The organism is Longimicrobium sp. (genome assembly GCF_036387355.1).
Classification (GTDB): Bacteria; Gemmatimonadota; Gemmatimonadetes; order Longimicrobiales; family Longimicrobiaceae; genus Longimicrobium.
The window spans coordinates 1-24,629 of record NZ_DASVTX010000359.1; the positions used below are offsets into that span (position 1 = coordinate 1).

The 24,629-nt window shown below is 72.2% G+C and carries 5 protein-coding genes and 1 pseudogene; all 6 read left to right on the forward strand.

Going from position 1 to position 24,629, the window contains the following annotated elements; genetic code table 11:
• Positions 1 to 377, forward strand: a pseudogene (locus VF665_RS15650) (hypothetical protein); the annotation flags it as partial.
• Positions 378 to 399: 22 nt separating this feature from the next.
• Positions 400 to 3,750, forward strand: a complete 3,351-nt coding sequence (locus VF665_RS15655) for an amino acid adenylation domain-containing protein (RefSeq protein WP_331054374.1) — start codon at positions 400 to 402, stop codon at positions 3,748 to 3,750.
• Positions 3,751 to 3,911: 161 nt separating this feature from the next.
• Positions 3,912 to 20,933, forward strand: coding sequence for a non-ribosomal peptide synthase/polyketide synthase (locus VF665_RS15660; protein ID WP_331054375.1), 17,022 nt, complete (start codon positions 3,912 to 3,914; stop codon positions 20,931 to 20,933).
• Between the two features lie 218 nt (positions 20,934 to 21,151).
• The gene (locus tag VF665_RS15665) at positions 21,152 to 22,795 is read left to right on the forward strand and encodes a glycosyltransferase (protein ID WP_331054376.1); all 1,644 of its coding nucleotides are present in this window, start codon (positions 21,152 to 21,154) and stop codon (positions 22,793 to 22,795) included.
• A complete protein-coding gene (locus VF665_RS15670) occupies positions 22,792 to 23,562 on the forward strand; it encodes a YdcF family protein (protein WP_331054377.1) in 771 nt (256 codons plus the stop codon). The genes VF665_RS15665 and VF665_RS15670 overlap by 4 nt, the downstream gene beginning before the upstream one ends.
• Positions 23,563 to 23,598: 36 nt before the next feature.
• The gene (locus tag VF665_RS15675) at positions 23,599 to 24,252 is read left to right on the forward strand and encodes a hypothetical protein (RefSeq protein WP_331054378.1); all 654 of its coding nucleotides are present in this window, start codon (positions 23,599 to 23,601) and stop codon (positions 24,250 to 24,252) included.
• The last annotated feature ends 377 nt before the right edge of the window (positions 24,253 to 24,629 follow it).

Genomic DNA, 24,629 nt, shown 5'->3' on the forward strand with positions numbered 1-24,629 from the left:
GTACCTCTTCACGACACCTGCTGCTCGTCGCCGGGCTGGACGACCGCTACGGCGGCTACGGCAAGATCGGCCTGGCGCTGGTGGAAAAAACCTCGGACGCGGTGTGGACCCTCAAGCTGCTGCTGATGTCGTGCCGGGTAATGTCGCGCGGGGTGGGGACCATCATGATGAGCCACGTGATGAACGAGGCGCGGGCGGCCGGCGCGAGGCTGCGCGCGGAGTTCAAGCCCAACGGCCGCAACCGGATGATGGAAGTCACCTACCGCTTTGGCGGCTTTCGTGAGGTGGAGCGCGACGGCGACCTGATCGTGTTCGAGCACGATCTCGCCACCGTGCAGCCCTTTCCCGACTTCGTGCGCGTGGACATCGCGCGCTGACCTGTTCCGAGTGGATGCATCCATGAGCACGCACGACATCACGGCCAAGCGGGCCTCCCTTTCCGACGACAAGCGCGCGCTTCTGCAGCGGCGGCTGCGCGGCGAGGCGCCCGCGCTGCGCCCGCGCGAAGTGGTGACCGCCGCCGCCGGCCCCGGCCCCGACCACCCGGCCAGCTTTGCGCAGGAACGCATGTGGTTCCTGAACGAGTTCGCCCCCGACAGCCCCATGTACAACGTCCCCGTGTCCGTGCTGGTGCAGGCGGACCTGGACGTGGGGCTGCTGGAGCGCGCCTACAGCGAGGTGGTGCGCCGCCACGAATCGCTCCGCACCACCTTTCACATGGGCGCCGACGGGCAGCTGATGCAGCACGTCCACGACCCGTTTCCGGTGCGCATTGAGACCATCGAATGCCGCCACCGGGTGGGCGAGAACTTTTCCGCGGACGTGAACGCGGTCGTGTCGGAAGAAGGTGCCCGCACCTTCCGCATGGACACGCTCCCCCTGTTTCGCGTCACGCTGCTGCGCGTGTCCGACGAGGACTACGCGATGGTGATCACGCTGCACCACATCATCATCGACGGATGGTCGTACCCGCTGGTGCTGCGCGAGGCGGTGGACCTGTACGGCGCCTACGCCGAGGGCCGCCCCTCGCCGCTGGCGGAGCCCACGCTGCGCTACGCCGACTTCGCCGTGTGGCAGCGGCAGTACCTGCAGGGCGAAACGCTGGAAAAGCAGGTGGGATACTGGCGCGATTCGCTGGCGGGCGGCCCCGTGCTGGAGCTGCCGACGGACCATCCGCGCCCCGCCGTGTCCAGCTTCCGCGGCCGGTTCCACCGGTTCCGCTTCGACGCGCGCCTTACGGGCCAGCTCCGCGACCTGTGCCGCGAAGAAGCGGTGACCCTCAACATGGTCATCATGGCCGGCTTCTACGTCCTGCTGCACCGCTACAGCGGACAGGACGACGTGGTGGTGGGCACGCTGCTGGGCAACCGCAGCCGGGCCGAAGTCGAGCAGATCGTGGGCGTCTTCGTCAACACGGCCGCGCTGCGCATGGACCTGAGCGGCAACCCCACCTTTCGCGAAATCGTGCGGCGCACGCGCGACGCGGTGCTGCAGGCCGACGTGCACCAGGACCTGCCGTTTGAAAAGCTGGTGGACCTGCTCGGGATCGAGCGGGACCTGAGCCGCCACCCCGTGTTCCAGGCGCTCTACTTTCACCACACCTTCGTGCGCACGCACCGCGAACTCACGCCGGAAACGCGCACCGTCCTGTCCACGCGGCCGGTGGACGCGGAGCACGACGTGAGCCTGGTGGACACCGGCGTGGCGAAGTTCGACCTGATGCTGGCCACGGTGGAAACGCTCAGCGGGCTGGGCGCCAAGATGGAATACGCCACGGACCTGTTTGATCACGAGACCATCGTGCGCATGTCCGAGCACCTGCGCACCCTGCTGGATTCCGCCACCGTTGCGCCGGATACGCGCGTGGGCGACCTGCGGATGATGGACGATGCGGAAGAGCGCACGGTGGCGGAAACCTGGGCGGCCGGGCCGGAGCTGCAGGCGCCCATCGCCCCCGTCCACGAGCTGATCGGGGCGCAGGTGCAGCGCACCCCGGACGCGGTGGCCGTGGTGGCCGGTGCCGAACGTGTCACCTTCCGGGAGCTGGATGGATGGGCCAACCGGATCGCCGCGGCCCTGGTGGGGCGCGGGGTGCGGACGGGGGACGTGGTGGGCGTGCGGATGGAGCGCACGGCGGCCATGGTGGCCGCGCTGGTCGGGATCTGGAAGGCCGGCGCCGCCTATGTGCCGCTGGAGCCGGACTATCCGGCGGATCGCATCGCCTTCATGCGGCGGGACGCGGGCGCCGGTGTGGTGATCGTGGACGGGGACGCGGCCGCGGACGAGCTCGCCGTGCCCGCGCGGCCGGTGGCGGGAGAGGTGTTCGACGCGCCCGCGGTGGCCGTGTCCATGTCGGACCTGGCGTACCTGCTCTTTACCTCCGGCTCCACGGGGCGCCCCAAGGCGGTGGAGATCGAGCACGGCACCGTGGCCGCCTACCTGGGCGCCGTCACGCGCGATCCGGGGCTGGCGGAAAACGACGTGCTCCTTTCCGTCACCACCACCTCGTTCGACATCTCCGTGCTGGAGATCTTCGGCCCGCTCACCACCGGCGCGCGCCTCGTCCTGGCCTCGCGCGAAGAAGCGACGGACGCCGTGGCGCTGGCCCGGATGATGGCGGCGGAGAGCGTCACCGTCATGCAGGCGACGCCCGCGTCGTGGCGGATGCTGATTCATGCGGGGTGGAGCGGCTCGCCGGAGCTGCGCGTGCTCTGCGGCGGCGAGGCGCTCACGACGGAGCTGGCGGAGGGGCTGCTGGCCCGCGCGGGCGAGGTGATCAACGTCTACGGGCCGACGGAGTGCACCGTCTGGGCGACCTTCTTTCGTGCGCAGGATGGCGGAGAAGGAATTCTCCCCATCGGCCGGCCCGTCGCCGGCACCCGCGCCCGCGTGCTGGACGCGGCGCTGCGCCCCACCCCCATCGGCGTCCCCGGCGAGCTGTGGATCAGCGGCGCCGGGGTGGGCCGCGGGTACCGCAACCGGCCGGAGCTCACCGCCGAGCGCTTCGTGGCCAATCCGTTTCCGGACGGCGGCCCGCGCATGTACCGCACGGGCGACCGCGTGCGGTGGAGCCACGACGGCCAGCTGGTCTTCATGGGGCGGCTCGACACGCAGGTCAAGCTGCGCGGCTACCGCATCGAGCTGGGGGAGATCGAGGCTACCCTTCTGCGCCACCCGTCGGTCGCGCAGGCCGCCGCGCTGGTGCGCGAAGACGTACCCGGCGACCAGCGGATCGTGGCGTACGTGGTCCCCTCCGCGGAGGGCGAACCGGCCGGCGCCGAACTGCGCGCGTTTCTGCGCGAGCGGCTTCCGGAGTACATGGTTCCCGCCGCATACGTGACCATGGACGCCATGCCGATGACGACCACCGGCAAGCTGGACCGGCGCGCGCTCCCCGCTCCGCAGGCGGAAACAGTGCCGGAGGGCGAACGGATCGCGCCACGGACCGTGGTGGAAGAGATGGTGTCCGACATCTGGGCCGAGGTGCTGCGCCGCGACGATTTCGGGGTGGAAGACAACTTCTTTACGCTGGGCGGGCACTCGCTTCTGGCCACGCAGGTGCTGGCGCGCATCGCCCAGACCTTCGAGGTGGAGATCCGCATTCGCACCTTCTTTGAGCACCCCACCATCGCCGGGATCTCGGAGGCGGTAGAGGGCGCGGGCTCGCCCGTCCTCGCGCGGATGGTGGACGAACTGGCGGACCTGTCGCCCGAGGAAATCGAGGCGCTGCTGGCCGAAGCCGGGGACTGACGCGCACGGCTCCACACCGAATCCGCCACGGACGCGCCGGAGTGGCCGTCCGTGGCGGGTTCTGGATTCTGTACCCTTCCGGCCACCGGTGAGCACGCCCGGCCCGGGCACAACCGCTGTTTCCGTCCCTCTCCCGACGGTGGGAGAGCACCGAGAGTGTGATGAGCAAGATTTCCAGCAGGCTGGACGAGCTGACCCCCGAGCAGCGCAGGCTGCTCGCCCTGCGCCTCAAGACGCGCCGCGCCGAACCCGCGCCCGCCGCCCCCGTCGACACGGCGGAGGGCGGCGAGTTTCCCGTGTCGTTCACGCAGCAGCGCATGTGGCTGCTGGACCGGCTGGAGCCGGCCAACCCGGCCTACAACGTCCCCGCCGCGCGCCGCTTCTTTTCCGCCGTAGACGAGCGGGTGGTGGAGCGCGCGCTGGACGAGATCCTTCGCCGGCACGGTGCCCTGCGCACCCGTTTCGCGACGCGGGACGGAAACCCCGTACAGGTGGTGGCGCCCCACGAGCCGTTCCGCCTCACCGTCGTGGACCTGTCGTCCCGGGCGGAAAAGGATCGGGAAGCCGAGCTGGAGCGCCTGGCCCAGGCCGCCGCTTCGGAGCCGTTCCACCTGGAGCAGGGGCCGCTCTTTCGCGCCACCATGGTGCGGATGGGTGCGGAGGACTGGGCCCTGCTCTTCGCCGCGCACCACGCGGTGACGGATGGCTGGAGCATGGGGGTGTTCTGGAACGAGCTGGGGACGCTGCTCACCGCCTTCGGCAACGGCGAACCCTCGCCCCTGCCGACGCTTCCGCTCACCTTCGGCGAGTACGCGCGCCGGCTGCGCGAGCGGCTTTCCGGCGCCGGGCTGGACAGCCTGGTGGAGCACTGGAAGGAGCGGCTGGCGGGCGCGCCGGTGCTGCTGGACCTGCCGCTGGACCATCCCCGACCCGCCACCCCCAGCGGTCGCGGCGATGCGGTGGGGATCGAGCTGCGCGAGGGGGTGGCGGATGCCGTGCAGGCGCTGGCCGCGGAGGAGGAGGGCACCCCGTTCATGGTGCTGCTCGCCGCCTTTCAGCTTCTCCTTTCCCGCTACACGCGGCAGAAGGACCTGCTGGTGGGCACCGCCGTCGCGGGGCGCACCGGGGCGGAGTTGGAGCCGCTGATCGGCTTTTTCGCCAACACGCTCGTGCTGCGCGGCGACCTGTCCGGAGATCCCACTTTCCGCCAGCTGGTGCGCCGCGCGCGCGAGACGACGCTGGACGCGTATCAGCACCAGGAGATGCCGTTCGAGCGGCTGGTGGAGGAACTGAACCCGGACCGCGCGGGGGGAACGCCGCCGCTGGTGCAGGCGGTGTTCGTTCTGCAGAGCACGCCCGTGACGGAAACCGGACCGGTCGCCGCGCCCGGGGCTTCGTCGTCCGCGGACGCCCCGGCGCAGGAGCGTACGGCGGATTCCGCCCCGGCTCCGTCGTCCGCGCCGGCCTCCGGGGCGGCCGCGACGGCTTCAACGGATGCGGTGGCCGTGGCGGAAGCGGAGCCGCGCATGGAGCGGGTGCGGCAGGACTTTACCGCGGCCAAGTTCGACCTCACGCTCGCCGTCTGGCACACCGGGCCGGCGATGTCGGTGCGTCTGGAGTACGCCACGGACCTGCTGGATTCCGCCACCGCGGAGCGGATGGTGGGGCACTTCGAGGCGCTGCTGGAGGCCGCCATCGCGGAGCCGGACCTGCCCGCCGCCGAGCTGGGGATGCTGACGGAGGAGGAGGTGGAGGAGCTCCGGAGGTGGAGCGTGGGCCGCGCCTCGGCGGACCGCGGCCTCCCCGTTCACGCCGTGTTCGCGCAGCGCGCGGCGGAGTCGCCGGACGCCGCCGCCCTGTCGTGGGCGGGCGGAACGATGACGTACGCGGAGCTCGACGCGGCCGCCAACCGGCTGGCGCGCCACCTGATCGGGCGTGGCGTTCGCGCCGGGGCGCGTGTCGGCATCTTCCTGGAGCGCGGGCCGGATCTGGTCGTCACCCTGCTGGCCGTGCTGCGCGCGGGCGGGGCGTACGTGCCGCTGGATCCCTCGTATCCGGCCGAGCGCCTGGCCTGGCTGGCGGCGGACACGGGGCTGGAGGCCGTCGTCACTTCCGCGGATCTGCGCGCCTCGCTTCCCGCCACGGATGTGATGGTCGTCGATCTGGATGCCGAGCGGGAAGCCGTTCGCGCGGAGGCGGATTCCGATCCGGAGGTGGAGGTTTCCGCGGACGCGGCGGCCTACGTCAACTACACCTCGGGCTCCACCGGCCGTCCCAAGGGCGTCGTGGTTCCGCACCGGGGTGTCGTGCGGCTGGTGCGCCGCGGCGGCTACGCCAACTTCAGCACGGACACGGTCTTCCTGCACCTGGCCCCCGCCTCGTTCGACGCGTTGACGCTGGAGGCCTGGGCCCCGCTGCTGAACGGCGGCCGCATGGCGCTGGCGCCCGCGGGCACGCCGGAGGTGGCCACCATCGCCGAAGCCGTGCGTCGCGAAGGGGTTACGCACCTGTGGCTCACCGCCGGGCTGTTCCATCTGGTGGCGGATGAGGATCCGTACGCGCTCGCCGGCGTACGGCACCTGATGGCCGGCGGCGACGTGCTCTCGGTGGACCACCTGCGGCGGGTAATGGATGCCGTTCCGTCGATGCACATCACCAACGGCTACGGCCCCACGGAAAACACCACCTTCACCACCTGCCACCTCGTCCGCCCCGAGGACCTGGCCCGCTCTTCCGTCCCCATCGGCCGCCCCATTGCCGACACTGTCGTGCACGTGCTGGACGAGCAGATGCAGCCCTGCCCGGCCGGCGTGCCCGGCGAGCTGTACACGGGCGGCGCCGGGCTGGCGTGGGGATACAACCACCGCCCCGCGCTCACCGCGGCGTCCTTTGTTCCCGATCCGTACGGGCGGCCCGGGTGGCGCCTGTACCGCACGGGGGACCTCGTCCGCTGGCGTCCGGGGGGAGTGCTGGAGTTCCTCGGCCGCATCGACCAGCAGGTCAAGGTGCGCGGATTCCGCATCGAGCCGGGGGAGATCGAGGCCGCGCTCCGCGAGCACGACCACGTGGGCGACGCCGTCGTCATCGCCCGCGCGGACGGGCCGGGGGAGAAGCGGCTGGTGGCGTACGTGACCGCGCGAAACGGGGTCGCCCCGGAGCCCGCGGCGCTGCGCGAGTCCCTCGCCCGCCGCCTGCCGGGGCACATGGTGCCCTCCGCTTGGGTGCTCCTGGATGCGCTGCCGCTGTCGCCAAACGGCAAGGTGGACCGCCGCGCTCTCCCCGCGCCCGCCACGACGGCCGCGGATCAGGACGGCTCCTTTTCCGCCCCGCGCACGCCCACGGAAGACGTGCTCGCCGCCATCTGGGCGGAACTGCTGAGCCTTCCCCGTGTGGGCACGGACGACGACTTCTTTCTGCTGGGCGGCCACTCCCTCGTCGCCACGCAGGTGCTTTCGCGCGTGCGCCAGGCGTTCGGGGCCGAAGTGCCGCTGCGCGCGCTGTTCGAGTCGTCGCGGCTGGCCTCCTTTGCCGAGCGGGTGGACGAGGCGGTGCGCGCGGAGGCGGGGATCGCCGCCCGGCCGCTCGCGCCCGTGGCGGAAAACGATCAGCCGCTTTCGTTCGCGCAGGAGCGGCTCTGGTTCATCGACCGGCTGGAGCCGGGCAATCCCGTCTACAACATGCCGTTCCCCGTGCGCATGCGGGGCGCCCTGGACCGGGAGGCGCTCGCCCGGGCGATGGCGGTGTTGGTGGAGCGCCACGCCGTGCTGCGCACCCGCTTCGCCGTGGTGGACGGCGCGCCGGTGCAGCGCGTCGAGCCGGCGGACGGGTTCGCGCTGGAGATGGAGGACGTCGCGTCCGTGGCCGAATCCGGGCGGGACGCCGCAGCCGCGGAGCGATCCGCCGCGTGGGCCGCGCTCCCCTTCAACCTGGAGCAGGGCCCGCTCTTTCGCGCGCGGCTGGTGCGCTTTGCGGACGACGACCACCTGCTGCTGCTCGCCATGCACCACGCCGTGTCGGACGGGTGGAGCATGGGCGTGTTCTGGCGGGAGCTGATTGCGCTGTACCGCGGATTCGCGGAGTGCGAGACGTTTGAACTCCCGCCATTGCCGGTGCAGTACGCGGACTTCGCGGCGTGGCAGCGCGAGTGGCTTTCCGGCGAGGTGCTGCAGCGGCAGGTGGCGTGGTGGCGCGAGCACCTGGCCGGCGCGCCGGGGCTTCTGCAGCTCCCCACCGACCGCCCCCGCCCTCCGGTGCAGAGCCACCGCGGCGCGGCGCTCCACTTCCACCTCCCGCCCGAGTTGGTGGAGCCCGTCCGCGCGCTGGCGCGAAGGGAAGGGGCCACCCTGTTCATGGTCCTGCTGTCCGCCTGGCAGCTCCTGCTTTCGCGCTGGTCCGGCCAGGAGGACGTCGTGGTCGGCACGCCGGTGGCGGGCCGCACGCGGCGGGAAGTGGAAGGGTTGATCGGCTTCTTCGTCAACACGCTGGCCATCCGCGGCGACCTGGGCGGCGACCCGTCGTTCCGCGCGCACCTGGCCCGCGTGCGCGAAGCCACGCTGGGTGCGTACGCGCACCAGGACCTCCCGTTCGAGCGGCTGGTGGAGGAGCTGCAGCCCGGGCGCAGCCTGAGCCACGCGCCCATCTACCAGGTGATGATGGTGCTGCAGAACACGCCGGACGGCCCCGGCGAGGGCTTTCCGGGGATCACGCTGGCAGGCGCGCCGGGGGGCGCCACCGTCGCCAAGGTGGACCTTACGCTGGGGCTGGTGGAGACCAGCGATGGCGGATTGCGAGGGGGGATCGAGTACGCCACGGACCTGTTCGACGCCGCCACGGCGCAGCGGATAGCAGGCCACTTCGCCAACCTGCTCGCCGCGGCCGCCGCGGCGCCCGACACCGCCGTCAGCGAACTGCCGCTGATGTCGGATGAGGAGCGTGCGGCGACCGAGGCGATGGGCGCCGTGGTCGCCACCTTTCCCGTCACGGACACGCTGCACGGTGCCTTTGCCGCGCGCGCTGCCCGGACGCCGGATGCCATCGCGGTCACCTTCGGGGACGAGGCCGTTTCGTACGGCGAACTGGACGCGCGTGCCAACCGGCTGGCGCACCGTATCCGCGCGCTCGGCGCCGGGCCGGACACCCTGGTGGGCCTCTGCGTAGAGCGCTCGATTGAGACCGTCGCCAGCATCCTGGCCATCCTCAAGGCGGGCGCCGCGTACCTGCCGCTGGATCCCGCGTATCCGCAGGACCGGCTGGCGTACATGCTGGATGACTCCGGCGTGAGCCTCGTCCTGACGGTGGACGCGCTGGCGGACCGGCTCCCCGAATCCGCCACGCTCGTGCGCATGGATGCGGACGCGGCGTTGATCAATGCGGAACCCGCCACGGCGCCCGCGGAGACGGCCGGGCCGGAGTCGCTCGCCTACGTCATCTACACCTCCGGTTCCACCGGCCGCCCCAAGGGGGTGCAGGTCACGCACGCCAACGTGCTCCGCCTCTTTTCCGCTACGGACGAGTGGTTCGGCTTCGGCGCCGACGACGTGTGGACGCTGTTCCACTCGTACGCGTTCGACTTCTCCGTCTGGGAACTGTGGGGCGCGCTGCTGTACGGCGGGCGCCTGGTGGTCGTCCCCTTCCTGGTCAGCCGTGAGCCGGACGCCTTTTACGCGCTGCTGGCGCGGGAGGGGGTCACGGTGCTCAACCAGACCCCGTCCGCATTCCGCCAGCTCATGCACGCGGACGAGCTGGCCGCGGCCGCGGGAAGTGCACGCACGCTGGCGCTTCGGGAGGTGATCTTCGGCGGCGAGGCGCTGGACCCCGCGAGCCTGCGCGGCTGGGTGGAGCGCCGCGGGGCGGAGCGGCCGCGGCTGGTGAACATGTACGGCATCACCGAGACGACGGTGCACGTCACGTGGCGCGTCATCGGCGAGGCAGACGTGCGCGGCGGCTCGGCCAGCCCCATCGGCATCCCCATTCCCGACCTCGCCGTGCACCTGCGCGACCGCCGCGGGCACACGGTTCCCGTCGGCGTCGTGGGCGAAATGTACGTGGGCGGCGCGGGCGTGGCGCGCGGCTACCTGGGCCGCCCGGCGCTCACGGCGGAGCGCTTCGTGGCGGGTTCCGAAGGGCGGCTGTACCGCTCGGGAGACCTGGCGCGGCGCCTGGCGGACGGCGGCCTGGAGTTCTTTGGCCGCGCGGACGACCAGGTAAAGGTGCGCGGATTCCGTATCGAGCTCGGCGAGATCGAGTCGGTGCTGCTGGAACATCCCGCCGTTCGCGAGGCCGTCGTGCTCCCCCGCGGCACGGGCGACGCCGAGCGGCTGGTGGCGTGGATGGTGACCGCGGGCGTGGTGGAGGATGCGGAGCTTCGGGCGCACCTTCGCGGCCACCTGCCGGAGTACATGATCCCCGGCGCGTTCGTGCGGATGGATGCGCTGCCGCTGACGCGCAACGGCAAGGTGGACCGGCGCGCGCTCCCGGAGCCGGAAGCGAGTGCCCGCTCCGGCCCGTCCGAGCCGCGCACCCCGGCGGAGGAACTGCTCGCGGGGATCTGGGCGGAACTGCTGGGCACCGCACGCGTGGGCCCGGAGGACGGCTTCTTTGAACTGGGCGGACACTCGCTTCTCGCCACGCGCGTGGTGTCGCGGGTGCGCGAGGCGTTCGGCGTGGAACTCCCGGTTCGCGCCGTGTTCGAGCACGCCACGCTCGCCGCGCAGGCCGCGGAGATCGAGCGGCTGTCCCGCGCGGTGGCGGGATCGGATGCGCCGCCCATCGTCCCCGTGGCGCGCGAGGGCGACCTGCCGCTCTCGTTTGCACAGGAACGGATGTGGTTCGTGGACCGGCTGGAGCCGGGGAGCCCCGTGTACCACATGCCGTTCCACTACCTGCTGCACGGCCCGCTGAACGTGGACGCGCTCCGCCGCGCGCTGGACGAGGTGGTGCGCCGGCACGAGCCGCTGCGCACCCGCTTCCCCCGCGTGGACGGCGTTCCCGTGCAGCGCGTGGAGGCCGCGGCGTCCGTCTCTTTCCCTGTGGACGACCTGACCGGGCTGCCGGAGGCGGAGCGCGGGCCGGAGGCGCTGCGGCGCGCGCGGGCGGAGTCCGCCGCCCCCTTCGACCTGGAGCAGGGCCCACTTTTCCGGGCATCGCTGGTGCGCCTGGCGGACGACGAGCACCTGCTGATGCTCACGCTGCACCACGTGATCAGCGACGGCTGGTCCATGGGCGTGCTGTGGAACGAGCTGTCCGCGCTGTACGACGCGTACTCCCGGAACGCGCCATCGCCGCTCCCGCCGCTGCGCATCCAGTACGCGGACTTTGCGCACTGGCAGCGGGCGTGGCTCGCCGGTGAGGTGCTGGACGCGCAGCTGGAGTTCTGGCGCCGCAGGCTGGGCGGCGCGCCCCCGCTCCTCGCCCTGCCGACGGACCGTCCCCGTCCCGCCGTGCAGACGCATGCGGGCGCCGCGGAGAGCCTGCGGCTTGACCGCGAGGTGGCGGATTCCGTTCTGTCGCTGGGCCGGCGCGAGGGCGCGACGCTCTTCATGGTGCTGCTCGCCGCCCTGGACGTGGTCCTGGGCCGGCTGGCCGGGCAGGACGATGTCGTGGTGGGAACGCCCATCGCCGGGCGCACCCGCAGCGAGACGGAGGGACTGATCGGCCTCTTCCTCAACTCGCTCGCGCTGCGCACGGACCTGTCGGGAAATCCGTCGTTCGGCGAACTGCTGTGCCGCGTGCGCGAAGCAACTCTGGAAGCATACGCGCACCAGGAGGTGCCGTTCGAGCGCGTGCTGGAGGCGCTGCGCCCGGAACGCAGCCTGAGCCACTCGCCGGTGTTCCAGGTGATGCTCAACCTGTCCAACTTCGAGGAGGGTGACGTGTCCCTCCCCGGGCTGGAGGTGCGGCCGATCGGCACGGGGGGCGCGCCAGCGAGCAAGTTCGACCTCACCCTCTACGCGGGGGAAACGCCGGAGGGGCTCACCCTGCACCTGGTGTACAACCCCGACCTGTTCCACGCGGGGCGGATGCGTGGCGTTCTGGCCCAGATCGCGTCCGTGCTGCGGGAGGCGGCAAACGATCCGGCGCGCCCCATCCACGCCCTCTCTCTGCTGACGGAGGACGCGCGGACGGCGCTCCCCGATCCGGCGCTTCCGCTCCCGGCGGAGCCGTGGACGGGAGCCGTGCACGAGCGTTTCGCGGCCCGCGCCGCCACCGCGCCGGACCGGCTGGCGGTGGCGGATTCCGAGGGCCGCTGGACCTACGGTGAACTGGACGCGGATACCAGCCGTGTCGCCCACCGGCTGATCGCGGCCGGCGTGCGCCCGGGGGACGTGGTTGCCGTCCTGGCGCATCGGTCCGCGGGACTCGCCCGCGCCCTTCTGGGGGTGTGGAAGGCGGGCGCGGCGTTCACGATCCTCGATCCCGCGTACCCGGCCGCGCGCCTTGCCGCGCAGGCCCGCATCGCCCGTCCCGCCGCGCTCGTGCGCATCGCCGCGGCGGGCCCCGTGGCGGATGAACTTGCCGCGGCGCTGGCGGAAACCGTGCGTTCCGAACTCGTCCTCGCCGGCGCGCTGGCGGACGAGGAAGGCTCGCCCGTGGCACCAATGGTTAAGGTGGGCCCGGACGATCCGGCGTATCTGGCCTTCACCTCGGGAACGACGGGCGCGCCCAAGGCCGTGGCGGGGACGCACCGGCCGCTTGCCCACTTCTTCGGATGGTACGGGCGCGAGTTCGCCACCGGCGCGGGCGATCGCTTCGCGCTGCTGGCGGGGCTCGCGCACGACCCGCTTCTGCGCGACCTCTTTGCCCCGCTCACCTGTGGCGGCTCGCTGATGGTTCCGGACCCGGCGCGTATCGGCGAACCGGGGTGGCTGGCGGAGTGGATGCGCTCGGTTTCTGTCACCGTCGCGCATCTGACCCCCGCCATGGCGCAGCTTCTGGCCGGCGGGGCGGGGGAGGACGCCCTTTCCGCGCTGCGGCTGGCGTGCTTTGGCGGCGACCTGCTTGCGGACGGCGACGTGCGCGCAATCCGTGCGATGGCGCCGGGGGTGGAGGTCGTCAACTTCTACGGCGCCACGGAAACGCCTCAGGCCATGGGCTTCTTTCGCGTCCCCGCCGCGCCCCTCCCCGGAAACCAGCCCGTCGGGCGGGGAATCGAGGGCGTGCAGCTCCTCGTCCTCAACCAGGCCGGCGAGCGGGCGGGCGTGGGCGAAGTGGGGGAGATCGCCATCCGCACGCCGTACCTGTCGGCGGGCTACCGCAACGACGCGGAGCTCACCGCGGAGCGCTTCGTCGCCAACCCGTGGACGGGCGATCCCGCGGACCTCCTGTACCGCACGGGAGACCTGGGCCGCCACCGCACGGACGGATCGGTGGAAATCGCGGGGCGCGCCGACGCGCAGGTAAAGGTGCGCGGGTTCCGCGTGGAGCCGGCGGAGGTGGTGGCCGCGCTCCGCACCCTTCCCGCCGTGCGTGACGCTTTCGTGCAGGGGCACGGCGAGGGGACGGACCGTGCGCTCGCCGTCTGGCTGGTGGCGGAAGGAGAAAGGCCGGATGCGGGCGCCCTGCGCGAATCGCTGCGCGCGCTGCTCCCGGACTGGCTGGTTCCGTCCTGGTTCGTGTGGATGGACGCGCTCCCGCTCACCCCCAACGGCAAGGTGGACCGCCGCGCGCTTCCGGCACCAGAGGCGGTCGCGGAGACGGGCAGAGAGGCACCGGTTTCAGACACGGAGCGGACGCTCGCGGAGATCTGGTCGGCGCTGCTCCGGCGGCCGGACATTGTGCGCGGCGACCACTTTTTCGCGCTGGGCGGGCACTCTCTTCTGGCCACGCGCGTGTCGGCCCGGGTGCGCGACGCGTTCGGGGTGGAGCTTCCCCTTCGCGCCGTGTTCGAGCACGCCACCCTGGCCGCGCTCGCGGCGGAGATCGACCGGGCGCGCGCCGCGGACCCCGCGCTCGCCATCCCGCCCATCCGCCCGGTTCCTCGCGGCGACACCGCTCCCGCCTCGTTCGCGCAGGAACGGATGTGGTTCGTAGACCGCATGGAGCCGGGCGGCGCCGTATACCTGATGCCTTCCGCGCACCGGCTGCTCGGCGCGGTGGACGCGGACGCCATGCGTGCGGCGGTGACGGAAATGGTGCGGCGCCACGAGACGCTGCGCACCGCCATCCCCGAGGTGGACGGCCTCCCGGTGCAGCGCATTCTCCCCGCTGCGCCGGAGGGCCTGCCGGTTCACGACCTGTCCGGGCTGGCGGAAAGCGAGCGGGCGGAACGGCTCGGCGCGCTGGCCGCGGAGAACGCGAACACGCCGTTCGACGTGGAGCGGGGGCCGCTCTTTCGCGCGTCGCTGGTGCGGCTGGCGGAAGACGACCACGTCCTGCTGCTGAACGTGCACCACGCCGTGAGCGACGGCTGGAGCAACCGCGTGCTGATTACGGAACTCACGGCGCTGCATGACGCTTTCCGCCAGGGACGGCCCTCGCCGCTGGCGCCGCTCCCCGTGCAGTACGCGGACTACGCGCTCTGGCAGCGGGAGTGGATGCGCGGTCCGGTGCTGGACCGGCAGCTCGCCTGGTGGCGGGAAACGCTGTCCGGCGCGCCGCCGCGGCTGGAGCTTCCGGCGGACCGCCCCCGCGCCGCCGTGCAGACGCATCGGGGCGCGAGTGCGGTCGCCACGCTGGAGCCGGCGCTGGCGAATTCGGTGCGCGAACTGGCGCGGCGGGAAGGCGCCACACCCTTCATGGTGCTGCTGGCGGGCTTCTCCCTCGTTCTTTCCCGCCTCTCGGGGCAGGACGACGTTGTGGTGGGAACGCCGGTCGCCGGGCGCACGCGGGCGGAGGTGGAGGGGCTGATCGGCCTCTTTCTCAACTCGCTCGCGCTGCGCACGGACCTGTCGGGAAATCCGTCGTTCACGGCGTTGCTGGCACGCGTCCGCGAGGCGACGCTGGGCGCGTACGCGCACCAGGACGTGCCGTTCGAGCGCGTGCTGGAAGAGGTGCGCCCGGAGCGCAGCCTGAGCCACACCCCCGTGTTCCAGGTCATGCTCAACCTGCTGAACTTCGGCGAAGGCGAGGCCGGGGAGGCGGCGGAAACCGGCGGAACGGCGGTGACCGGGCTTGGCGCGGGCGCGCAGCTCGCGAGCAAGTTCGACCTCACGCTGTACGCGGCGGAGCGGCCGGACGGGCTGGCCATGCACCTGGTGTACAACGCGGACCTGTTCGACGCGGCGCGGATGGACGCCCTTCTCGCGCAGCTCGGCGCCGTGCTGCGGCGAGCGGCAGAGGATCCGGCGCGTGCGCTGGATGCGTTCTCGCTGAAGACGGAAAATGATGCGCTGCCGGACCCCGCGGAGCCGCTGTCAGACGCGTGGCGGGGAAGCGTTCCCGCCCTGTTCGCGACACAGGCGGCCCGTGCGCCCCACGCCGTGGCGGTGCAGGACCCGGGGGAGCGCTGGAGCTACGGCGAGCTGGACGTAGCGGCGAGCCGCATCGCCGCCCGGCTGGTGGCGGACGGCGTGCTGCCCGGGGACGTGGTCGCCATCTGGGCGCACCGCTCCGCCGCGCTCGTCCGCGGGCTGCTGGGAACGTTGCGCGCCGGCGCCGCCTTCGTGGTGCTGGACCCCGCGTATCCCTCAGCGAGGCTGGCGGAATACGTGCGGCTCGCCCGTCCCGCGGCCCTGCTGCGCATGGAGACCGCCGGGCCGGTTCCGCTGGACGTGGAGGAGCGTCTTGCCGACAGCGTACGTTCGACGATCCCGCTCGGTGTCCGGAGGGGTGAGGACACGGCGGGCGTGGACGGGCTGGCTTCCGTTCCGCCGGTGGCGCCAGAGGTGGAGATCGGGCCGGATTCGCTCGCCTACCTTTCATTCACCTCGGGGACGACGGGGACGCCGCGGGCGGTGATGGGGCGCCACGGTTCGCTCACGCACTTCACGCCGTGGCTGGCCGAAACCTTCGGCGTGGGCGAGGCGGACCGCTTCAGCCTGCTGTCCGGGCTGGCGCACGATCCGCTGCACCGGGACGTGTTCACCCCGCTCCAACTGGGCGCGGCGATTGTGGCGCCGCGGCCGGAGCGCATCGGCGAGCCGGGATATCTGGCCGCGTGGATGGCGGAAAGCGGGATCACCGTCGCCCATCTCACCCCCGCGATGGGGCAGCTGCTGACGGACGTGGAACACACGCCGGCGACCGTCCCCTCGCTCCGCCTCGCCTTTTTCGTGGGCGACGTTCTGACGCGGACGGAGGTCGCGCGGCTGCACCGGCTCGCCCCGGCGGTGCAGGTGGTGAACTACTACGGATCCACGGAAACGCAGCGCGCCGTGGGCTTCTTTCCCGTGCCGCGCGACCTGGACGGGCTGGGCTCGGAGATCGTCCCGGTCGGGCGCGGCATCCGCGATGTACAGCTCATCCTCCGCACGGCTTCGGGCGCGCGGGCGGGGATCGGCGAACTCGGCGAGATCTGGATGCGCAGCCCGCACGTGGCGCTGGGATACCGCGACGAGCCGGTGTTGAGCGCGGAGCGGTTCATGGTCAATCCGTGGACCGGGGATCCGGGCGATGTCATGTACCGTACGGGTGACCTGGGGCGCTACCGGCCGGACGGCACGGTGGAGATCGCGGGACGCGCGGACCGGCAGGTGAAGGTGCGCGGCTTCCGCGTGGAGCCGGGCGAAGTGGAGGCAGCCATCCGCACTCATCCCGCCATCCGCGACACGGTCGTGGTGCCTCGCGGCGCCGGGGACGAGCGCCGTCTGGTGGCGTACGTGGTCGGCTCCGCGGACGAGCGGGCCCTGCGCGAGCACCTGCGCGCGCGGGTGCCGGAGTTCATGATCCCCGCGGACGTGATGCGGCTGGATGCGCTGCCGGTGACGCCCAACGGCAAGGTGGACCGCGCGTCGCTTCCGGAACCGGCAGCGTACGTCAGCACGGGTCCGATCCGCGCGCGTTCGGAGGCGGAAGCGGCGGTGACGGAGATCTGGGCGGAGGTGCTGGGGCGCGACGCGGACCGCATCGAGCCGGACGCCGATTTCTTCAGCGTGGGCGGGCACTCGCTTCGCGCCACGCAGGTGCTGTCGCGCATCCGCTCCCGGCTGGGCGTCGCGCTCCCCATCCGCGACTTCTTCGCCGCGCCCACGGTGGCCGCCCTCGCGGCGGGGGTGGAGGCGGCGCGCCCGTCGGCCGCCGCGGCCGTGGCGGAAAAGGCGGAGGAGGAGCCGCGGGCCGTGTATCCGCCGGGCATATATCCGCTCACCTTTCCGCAGCAGCGGCTCTGGGTGCTGTCGCAGCTGGGCAGCACGGTGCCGTACAACCTCCCCGGCGTGCTGCGCCTGGTGGGCCCGCTGGACGAGTGGGCGCTGGAGCGCGCGCTGGACGAGATCGTCCGCCGCCACGAGCCGCTGCGCACGCGCATCGAGCGGCGCGGGGACGAGCCGGTGCAGGTGGTGCAGCCGCCCCGCCCCGTCCGCCTTCGGGCGGAAGAGGTGAGGGTGCAACACGGGGAGCGGGTGGAGGATGCGTTCCGGCGGATGGCGGAAGAGGAGGCGCTCCGCCCGTTCCCGGCGGAGGGCCCGTTCTTCCGCGTGCGCCTGGTCCGCGCGGCGGACGAGGACCATCTGCTGCTGTGGACCATGCACCACGTGGTCAGCGACGGCTGGTCCATCGGCATCTTCCGCGGCGAGATGGCGACGCTGTACCGCGCCTTTGCCGCCGGAGACGCGTCGCCGCTGCCCGCACTGCCGCTGTCGTACGGAGAGCATGCGGCGGAACAGCGCCGCACGCTGGCCGGAGAAGAGATGGACGCGCAGGTGGCGTGGTGGGCCGGACGGCTGGGCGGCGCCCCTGCGCTGCTGGAGCTTCCGGCGGACCGGCCGCGCCCGGCCACCCCCAGCGGGGAGGGATCGTCCGTTCCGTTCGCAATCCCGGGTGAAGCCGCGGCCCGCGTGGGCGAACTGGCGCAGCGGACGGGAACCACGCCGTTCATGGTGCTGCTCGCGGCGTTCCAGGTGCTGCTGGCGCGCTGGTCAGGGCAGGACGACGTGGTGGTCGGGACGCCGATCGCGAACCGCACGCGTCCGGAAGTGGAAGGGTTGATCGGCTTCTTCGCCAACACGCTCGCCCTGCGCGGCGACCTGTCCGGCGACCCCTCGTTCCGCGGTCTGCTGGCGCGCGTGCGGGAGATGACGCTGGGCGCGTACGACCACCAGGACGTGCCGTTCGAGCGGGTGGTGGAGGCGCTGCAGCCGGAGCGCACGCTGAGCCACAACCCCGTATTCCAGGCGATGTTCACGCTCATGACCACGCCGCCCGCGCAGACGGGGGCGGCCGCGCCGGGCGAGCTGGCGGGGGTGCCGCTCCCCCGTTCGCGGGAGACGTCGCGCGTGGACCTCGCCCTCACGCTGGCGGAGCAGGACGGCCGCCTGGCGGGGGTGATGGAGTACGCCACGGACCTGTTCCGGGCGGAAACCGTGCGGCGGATGGCGGAGCACTTCGCCGTGCTCCTGGACGCGGCGCTGTCTGATCCGGAGTGCCCGGTCTTCGCGCTGCCGGTTACGACGGAGGCGGAAACCGTGCGCCTGCTGGCCCTGGGCGACGGCGGCGGCGTGCTCCCGGCGGCGACCGTCCACCGCCGCTTCGCCGCGCAGGTGCGGCGGACGCCCGATGCCGTCGCGCTCGTGGCGGAAGGTGTGTCGCTCACCTACGCCGAACTCGGCGCGCGGGTGGACCGGATGGCGGCCCGGCTTCGTGCCGCGGGCGCGGTGCCGGACCGTCCCGTCGCCGTGGTGGCGGAGCATTCCGCGGCGGCGGTGATCGCCATGCTGGGCGCGATGTCGGCGGGCGCGGCGTATCTCCCCGTGGACCCCGCGCATCCGGCGGAGCGGATCGCCTTCACGCTGTCGGATTCCGGCGCGGCCGTGGTCGCCGTGCAGGCGCGTCTGCGGGAGCGGCTGCCGGAAACGGCCCTCCCCGTGCTCGTCATCGAGGAGGATGGTGGTCCGGACGATGGCGGGAGGGGGATGCCCGGCCACACGGATCCGGACAGCGCCGCGTACGTGATCTACACCTCCGGCTCCACCGGCGCGCCCAAGGCCGTGGTGGTGCCGCACGCGGCGGCGCTCGCCAACGTGGACGGCGTGCGCGAGCGGTTCGGGATCACGGACCGGGATGGCGTGCTGGGCTTCATGGCGCTGACCTTTGATCCCTCCGTGGAGCAGATCCTGGCCGCGCTGCTGTCCGGCGCGCGGCTGGTGATGCGCGCACCCGGCCTGTGGACGCCGGCGGAGCTTGCCACGCGCGTGGCGGAAGAGGGGATTACCTACCTGAACATCCCGACCGCGTACTGGAACCAGGTGGTGGACGATTCCGCCGCCCTGGCCATCGTCCGCCGCCACGTGCGGATCTGCGTGGTGGGCGGGGAGGCGATGGCGCCGGAGCGGGCGCGGCGATGGGTGGAGGTGCCCGGCGGCGCGGTGCTGGTGAACGCGTATGGACCCACGGAGACGGTGGTCACGGCCGCCGCGTTCGCGGTCCCGGAGGACTTCGGCGCCGCGGGCGTGCCGGCGCGGACGCCCGTGGGGAGGGCCGCGGCGGGGCGGACGCTGTGCGTGCTGGATGCGCACCTGCGTCCGCTTCCGGAAGGCGTGTCCGGCGAACTGTTCATCGGCGGGCCGGCGGTGGCGCGTGGGTACCTGGGCCGTGCGGCGCTTACGGCGGAGCGGTTCATCCCCGACCCGTACGGGGCGCCGGGCGCGCGCCTGTACCGCAGCGGGGACCGGGCGCGGTGGATGGACGGGCAACTGGAGTTCCTGGGCCGCGTGGACGCGCAGGTGAAGGTGCGCGGCTTTCGCGTGGAGCCGGGCGAGGTGGAATCTGTGTTCCGCGGGCACCCCGCCGTGCGCGGCGTGGCCGTTCTGGCCCGCCCGGACTCGGCGGGGGAGAACCGGCTGGTCGCGTACGTGGCGGGAGAGGTGGATGAAGCGGCGCTGCGGGCGCACTGCGCGGCGCGGCTTCCCACGTACATGGTCCCGCAGGCCATCGTGCTCCTCGACGCGCTGCCGCTGACGGCAAACGGCAAGGTGGACCACCGCGCCCTTCCGCTTCCCGGCGCGGGCGGTACGGCGGGGTACCTGCTGCCCAGCGGCGCGGCGGAGGTGGAGATGGCGGCGCTGTGGGCGGAAACGCTCGGGGTGAGCTGGGTCGGCGCGGCGGACGACTTCTTTCGCCTGGGCGGGCACTCGCTGCTCGCGGTGCGCCTGCTGGCCCGGGTGCGCGAGCGGTTCGGGCGCGATCTTCCGCTTTCGGTGCTCTTTCAGAACCCGACACTGGCGGCCTTTGCGGCGGCCGTCCGCAAGGGCGGAGAAGCCGCGGACGGCGCCCGCCTGCGCGTGACCCTGTCCGGCGGGACGCTGCCGCCCTTCTTCTGCATGCCTCCCGCGGGCGGGACGGTGACATCGTACACGGACCTGGCGCGCCTGCTGGGGCCGGACCAGCCGTTCCACGCGCTGCAGGCGCCGGGCGTGGCGGCGGAGGAGGCGCCGCTGCGCTCGGTAGGGGCGATGGCGGAGCGCTACCTGGACGAGATCCGCGCCGTTCAGCCGGCCGGTCCGTACCGCGTGGGCGGCTGGTCCGCCGGAGGGCTCGTCGCGCTGGAAGTGGCGCGCCGCCTTCGCTCGGAGGGGGAGGACGTCGCGCTGCTGGCGCTGCTGGACACCATTCCGCCGGACGCGCTGCGCGACCCGCCGGTGCCGGACCGCGTGGAGCTGTTCGTCCGTTTCGCGCGCAGTTCGGTGACCAACGACGAGTCGCGGCTGGCGGAACTGGAGTGGCAGCTGCGCGCGGCGGGCGAGGCGGGGATGATGGCCGCGCTCAGCGCGTGGGTGGCGGCAAACGGTTCGCGCGTGCTGGACGCGCAGCTGGAGCGCCTGTCCCGCGTCTTCGAGGTGTACGAGGCCACGGCCGAGGCGATCCGGACGTATCGCTTGGACGGCGTGTACGACGGCCCCGTGGCGCTGTTCGTGGCCGGGGAGGGGAATCCCAGGGATGCCCATCTGCCGCCCCTGGCGGAGCGCTGGAAGCCGTTCGTGGCGGGAACTCTGCGGGCGTGGACCGTCCCCGGCCCGCACGCGCGGATTGTTTACGAGCCCCACGCCCGGGTTCTCGCCGCGGCTCTCGGGGAGGCGCTGCGCGGGGGCTGATCCATCGTCCAAGTTCCTTTTCCGCCGCCCCCGCGCATTGGTGCGCGGGGGCGGCTTGCTGACCCCCCAACCACGGGAGCCCCCGCCGCGCCCGGCTTTCGCCAGCGAACCCGCGGGGGCCGAGTCCCGCGGACCGGCCGGCTCGTAGTTTCCGATCCGCGGCCACGTGGCCGGGGGATTGCGACGGTGGGCGGGCTTCCCACCGCCCCGAGGTCCCCATGATCTGCATTCTGCACGGCTACCTGCTCGAAGGCTCCGGCAGCAATCTATGGACGCGCTCCATCGTGGACTCGCTCTGCCGCCAGGGCGAAACCGTCCACCTGATGGCGCAGGAAAACCATCCCGAGCGCTACGGCTTCATCAGCGAGGCGCGCTTCTACCGCGCGGACGGCACCGTGGAGACGCGCTTCCGCCGCGCGCCCTCCACGTCTGGATGCTGCATCCTGCACCAGCCGGACCTGGGCGACACGCTCCCCGTGTACGTCTGGGACAGGTACGAGCAGTATCCCAACGTCATCCCCCTGGTGGACCTGACGGACGAGCAGGTGGAGGACTACCTGGAGCGCAACACGCGCGCGCTCCTGGACATCGTCCGCGAGAACGGGATCACCGCCATTCACGCCAACCACGCCGTGCTGATGTCCGTGGTCGCGCAGCGGGTAAAGGCGGCCACAGGAGTGCCCTACGTGGTCATGCCTCACGGCAGCGCGCTCGAATTCGCCGTCAAGCGGCAGGCGCGCTATCACCGCATGGCGGTGAGCGCGTTCTCGGATGCGTCGCGTGTGTTTGTGCACGGCGAAGAGATGCGGCAGCGGGTGCGAACCATTCTGGGCGACGTCCCGGGGCTGGAGGACAAGTTCGTGAACCTGCACCTGGGGGTGGATACCAGCCAGTTCAAGCCCATTCCCCGGTCCGGGCGCAGGGAGATGATCGGGACCATGGCATCGGCACTGGACGGCATGGCGCGCGGCCGGGGTGCCAGCCACTCCGCGCCCATGCTCGGCACGCTGCGCGGGGACATGGGCTGGGAGGAACTGCGGGCCCTGCTGGCGGAGGAGCCGGCGTACGACGCCAAGGCGCCGGACGCGGACGTGGAGGCGCGGCTGAACGCGGTGCGGTGGGAAAGCGACCCCACCCTGCTCTTCGTCGGCCGACTGATCAGCAGCAAGGGGATTCAGGGGGTGATCGCCGCCCTCCCCCTGATCCTGCGCGAGCGGCCGGACATGCGGCTGATCGTGGTTGGGCACGGGCCGCTGCGGCGCCCGCTGGAGGCGCTGCTCTGGGCGCTGCAGCACGGTGAGCGCGACCTGGTGCGAACGATCGTGGCGTGGGGGCGCGAACTGGAGGGCGCGCCCGAAGGAGAGTCCCAGAACGCGGAACTCACGCAGGTGGCGCGCTTTCTGGAGCAGGTGGAGGCGGCGGGCGAGCTGGATGCGTACTACGACGCCGCACGGGCGCACATCCGTCCCGACCGCGTCATCTTTACCGGATACCTGACGCACCGCGAGTTGCGCTACCTGTTTCCGTGCTGCGACGCGGCGGTGTTTCCCTCCGTGGTCAAGGAAGCGGGGCCGCTGGTGTTTCTGGAAGCGCTCGCGTCCGGTACCTTTCCCCTGGGCACCTACTTCGCGGGAATGAAGGCCAGCATCGACGCCGTAGCGGACAGCCTGCCGCCCGGCGCCGGCGACGCCATGAAGCTGAGCGCCGCCGCGGACCGCACCGTCGCCGACATCGTGCGGCAGGTGCCGGCCGCGCTGGACATGGGCGAGAGGCACAAGGAGGCGCTGTACCGCGTGGCGCGCGACCGGTTCGACTGGACCAGCGTCGCGCGCACGCTGCACCAGGAGCTGAACGAGTTGTGACGGAGCGGGACACGGAAGAAGGGCAGCGTCATCCGGCCGACGCCATCGTGGTGCTGGGGGGCGGCGTGCTGCCGGACGGCACGCTCCCCATCGTCGGGCGCACGCGGGTGCAGCGGGCGGTGGAGCTCTACCGGCGGGGGATCGCGCCGCGCATCATCTTTTCCGGCCGGTGCGGGCTGATGGACGACGATCCGCCCGTGACGGAGGCGGCGGCCATGGCGGCCCTGGCGCGGCGGATGGAGGTGCCCGAGGCGGCGCTGCTGCTGGAAGAGGATGCCAAGGACACGCTGGGCAACGCGTACTTTGTGCGCGAGCAGTTTCTGGAGCCCAACGGATGGCGCTCCATCCGCGTGGTGACGTCGGACTTTCACATGTCGCGCGCGGCGTGGGTGTTCCGCAAGATCCTGGGCGCCGGCTATGACTTCTCGTTCATGTCCGCCGCTTCCGGGCTGTCGCCGCGCGAGCTGATTCACCGGGCGCTGGAAGAGTGCAAGATCACCATCTTCCTCAACGAGTGGCTGGAGGCGTTGGAAGAGGCGGATGAGCACGCCATCGAGCGGCTGATGAACCAGGAGCACCCCGGATACGCGGACGCGCCCGTGCTGACGCACGGGGAGATGCGGCGCCGGCTGGACGCCATCGCCGAGATCAACCGCATCGCCGGCACGCAGCACTGGCTCACCAGCGCCGCGCCGGGCGGATGGAACGGCCGCACGGAACGGCGCGGCCACCGCGAGCGCCGCGGCGTGGGCCCTACCCGCCGCTGAGTACGATCCACGTTCCCCCTGAAGGAGAGGTGCGCCATGCGCATGCCGAGGTTCGCGCTCTTCGCGCTGCTGTTCTCGTTCGTCGCCGCCGCCTGCGGCGACGCGACCGGGGACGATGACGATCCGCGCGGCAGTTTGTCGTTCACGTACCGCGGACCGATCAACGGTTCGTACTCGGCGGATGGGGAGCTGACTTTTCTGCCCGGGGCGTTCTTTGCGCCCGAAGGGGCGGCGGGGGCGTTTCGCCAGGACAGCGCGCTGGTGATCGCCGCCGCGCGGCAGGGAGCGGCGGCCGGCTCGCTGGACGTGTTCACTCTCGCGCTGGGCGACGTGGAGCGGTCCGGGACGTACGCGTTCAACCCGGCCGCGTGCCAGGAGCAGCGCCCGGCCACGTGCCGCATCGGGGCGTTCGCGCCGGGGCTGGACCTCATGGAGCTGAGCGGGAATCCGGACCTGCCGACGGTGGCGGAGCGGGCGTACATCCTGGTGCTGGGCAGCGTGCGGGTGACGGCGATCTCCGCGCGGCGGGTGCGCGGCGAGTTCAGCGGGAGCGCCGTGCTGGCGAGCGATCCGCTGCACCCGATCAGCATCGACAACGGCCGGTTCGACGTGCCGATCGACGACGGGCTGGAGGCGGGCGGGCGATTCGGGCCGCGGGGAATCCGGGCGGGCACGCCGCTGAGCGAATGAATTCGCCGCAACAACGGCTGAAAGCCTCACGGTACTGCTGTGAGGCTGCACCTGCGCGGGTGATGAGTCCGGTGCCGAACGCTTGCGCTGAGGTCTCCCTTTCTCCCGGGACAGCGGGGGAGAGGGCCGGGGAGAGGGGGCCTCTCGGTACAGACCGGGTAGATTGGTAACACATCGGACCGGCAGGATGGTTGACAGTCTGGAGCTGGAAGCGAGCATGACTCATCCCCCTTGAAAGAGGCGAGTCATGCCAGAGCCACTGCACACTGTGAACGAGCGCCTGCGGTTCATTGCAGCCCGCCAGGAAGGGCTGTACACGATGGCTGAGCTGTGCGAGCGGACGGGAATCAGCCGGAAGACGGGATACGAGTGGGACC

Bases quoted from the DNA above. Each gene is read 5' to 3' on its own strand.
- VF665_RS15660 (WP_331054375.1), top strand. From the start codon at position 3,912: ATGAGCAAGATTTCCAGCAGGCTGGACGAGCTGACCCCCGAGCAGCGC.
- VF665_RS15665 (WP_331054376.1), top strand. From the start codon at position 21,152: ATGATCTGCATTCTGCACGGCTACCTGCTCGAAGGCTCCGGCAGCAAT.
- VF665_RS15655 (WP_331054374.1), top strand. From the start codon at position 400: ATGAGCACGCACGACATCACGGCCAAGCGGGCCTCCCTTTCCGACGAC.
- VF665_RS15675 (WP_331054378.1), top strand. From the start codon at position 23,599: ATGCGCATGCCGAGGTTCGCGCTCTTCGCGCTGCTGTTCTCGTTCGTC.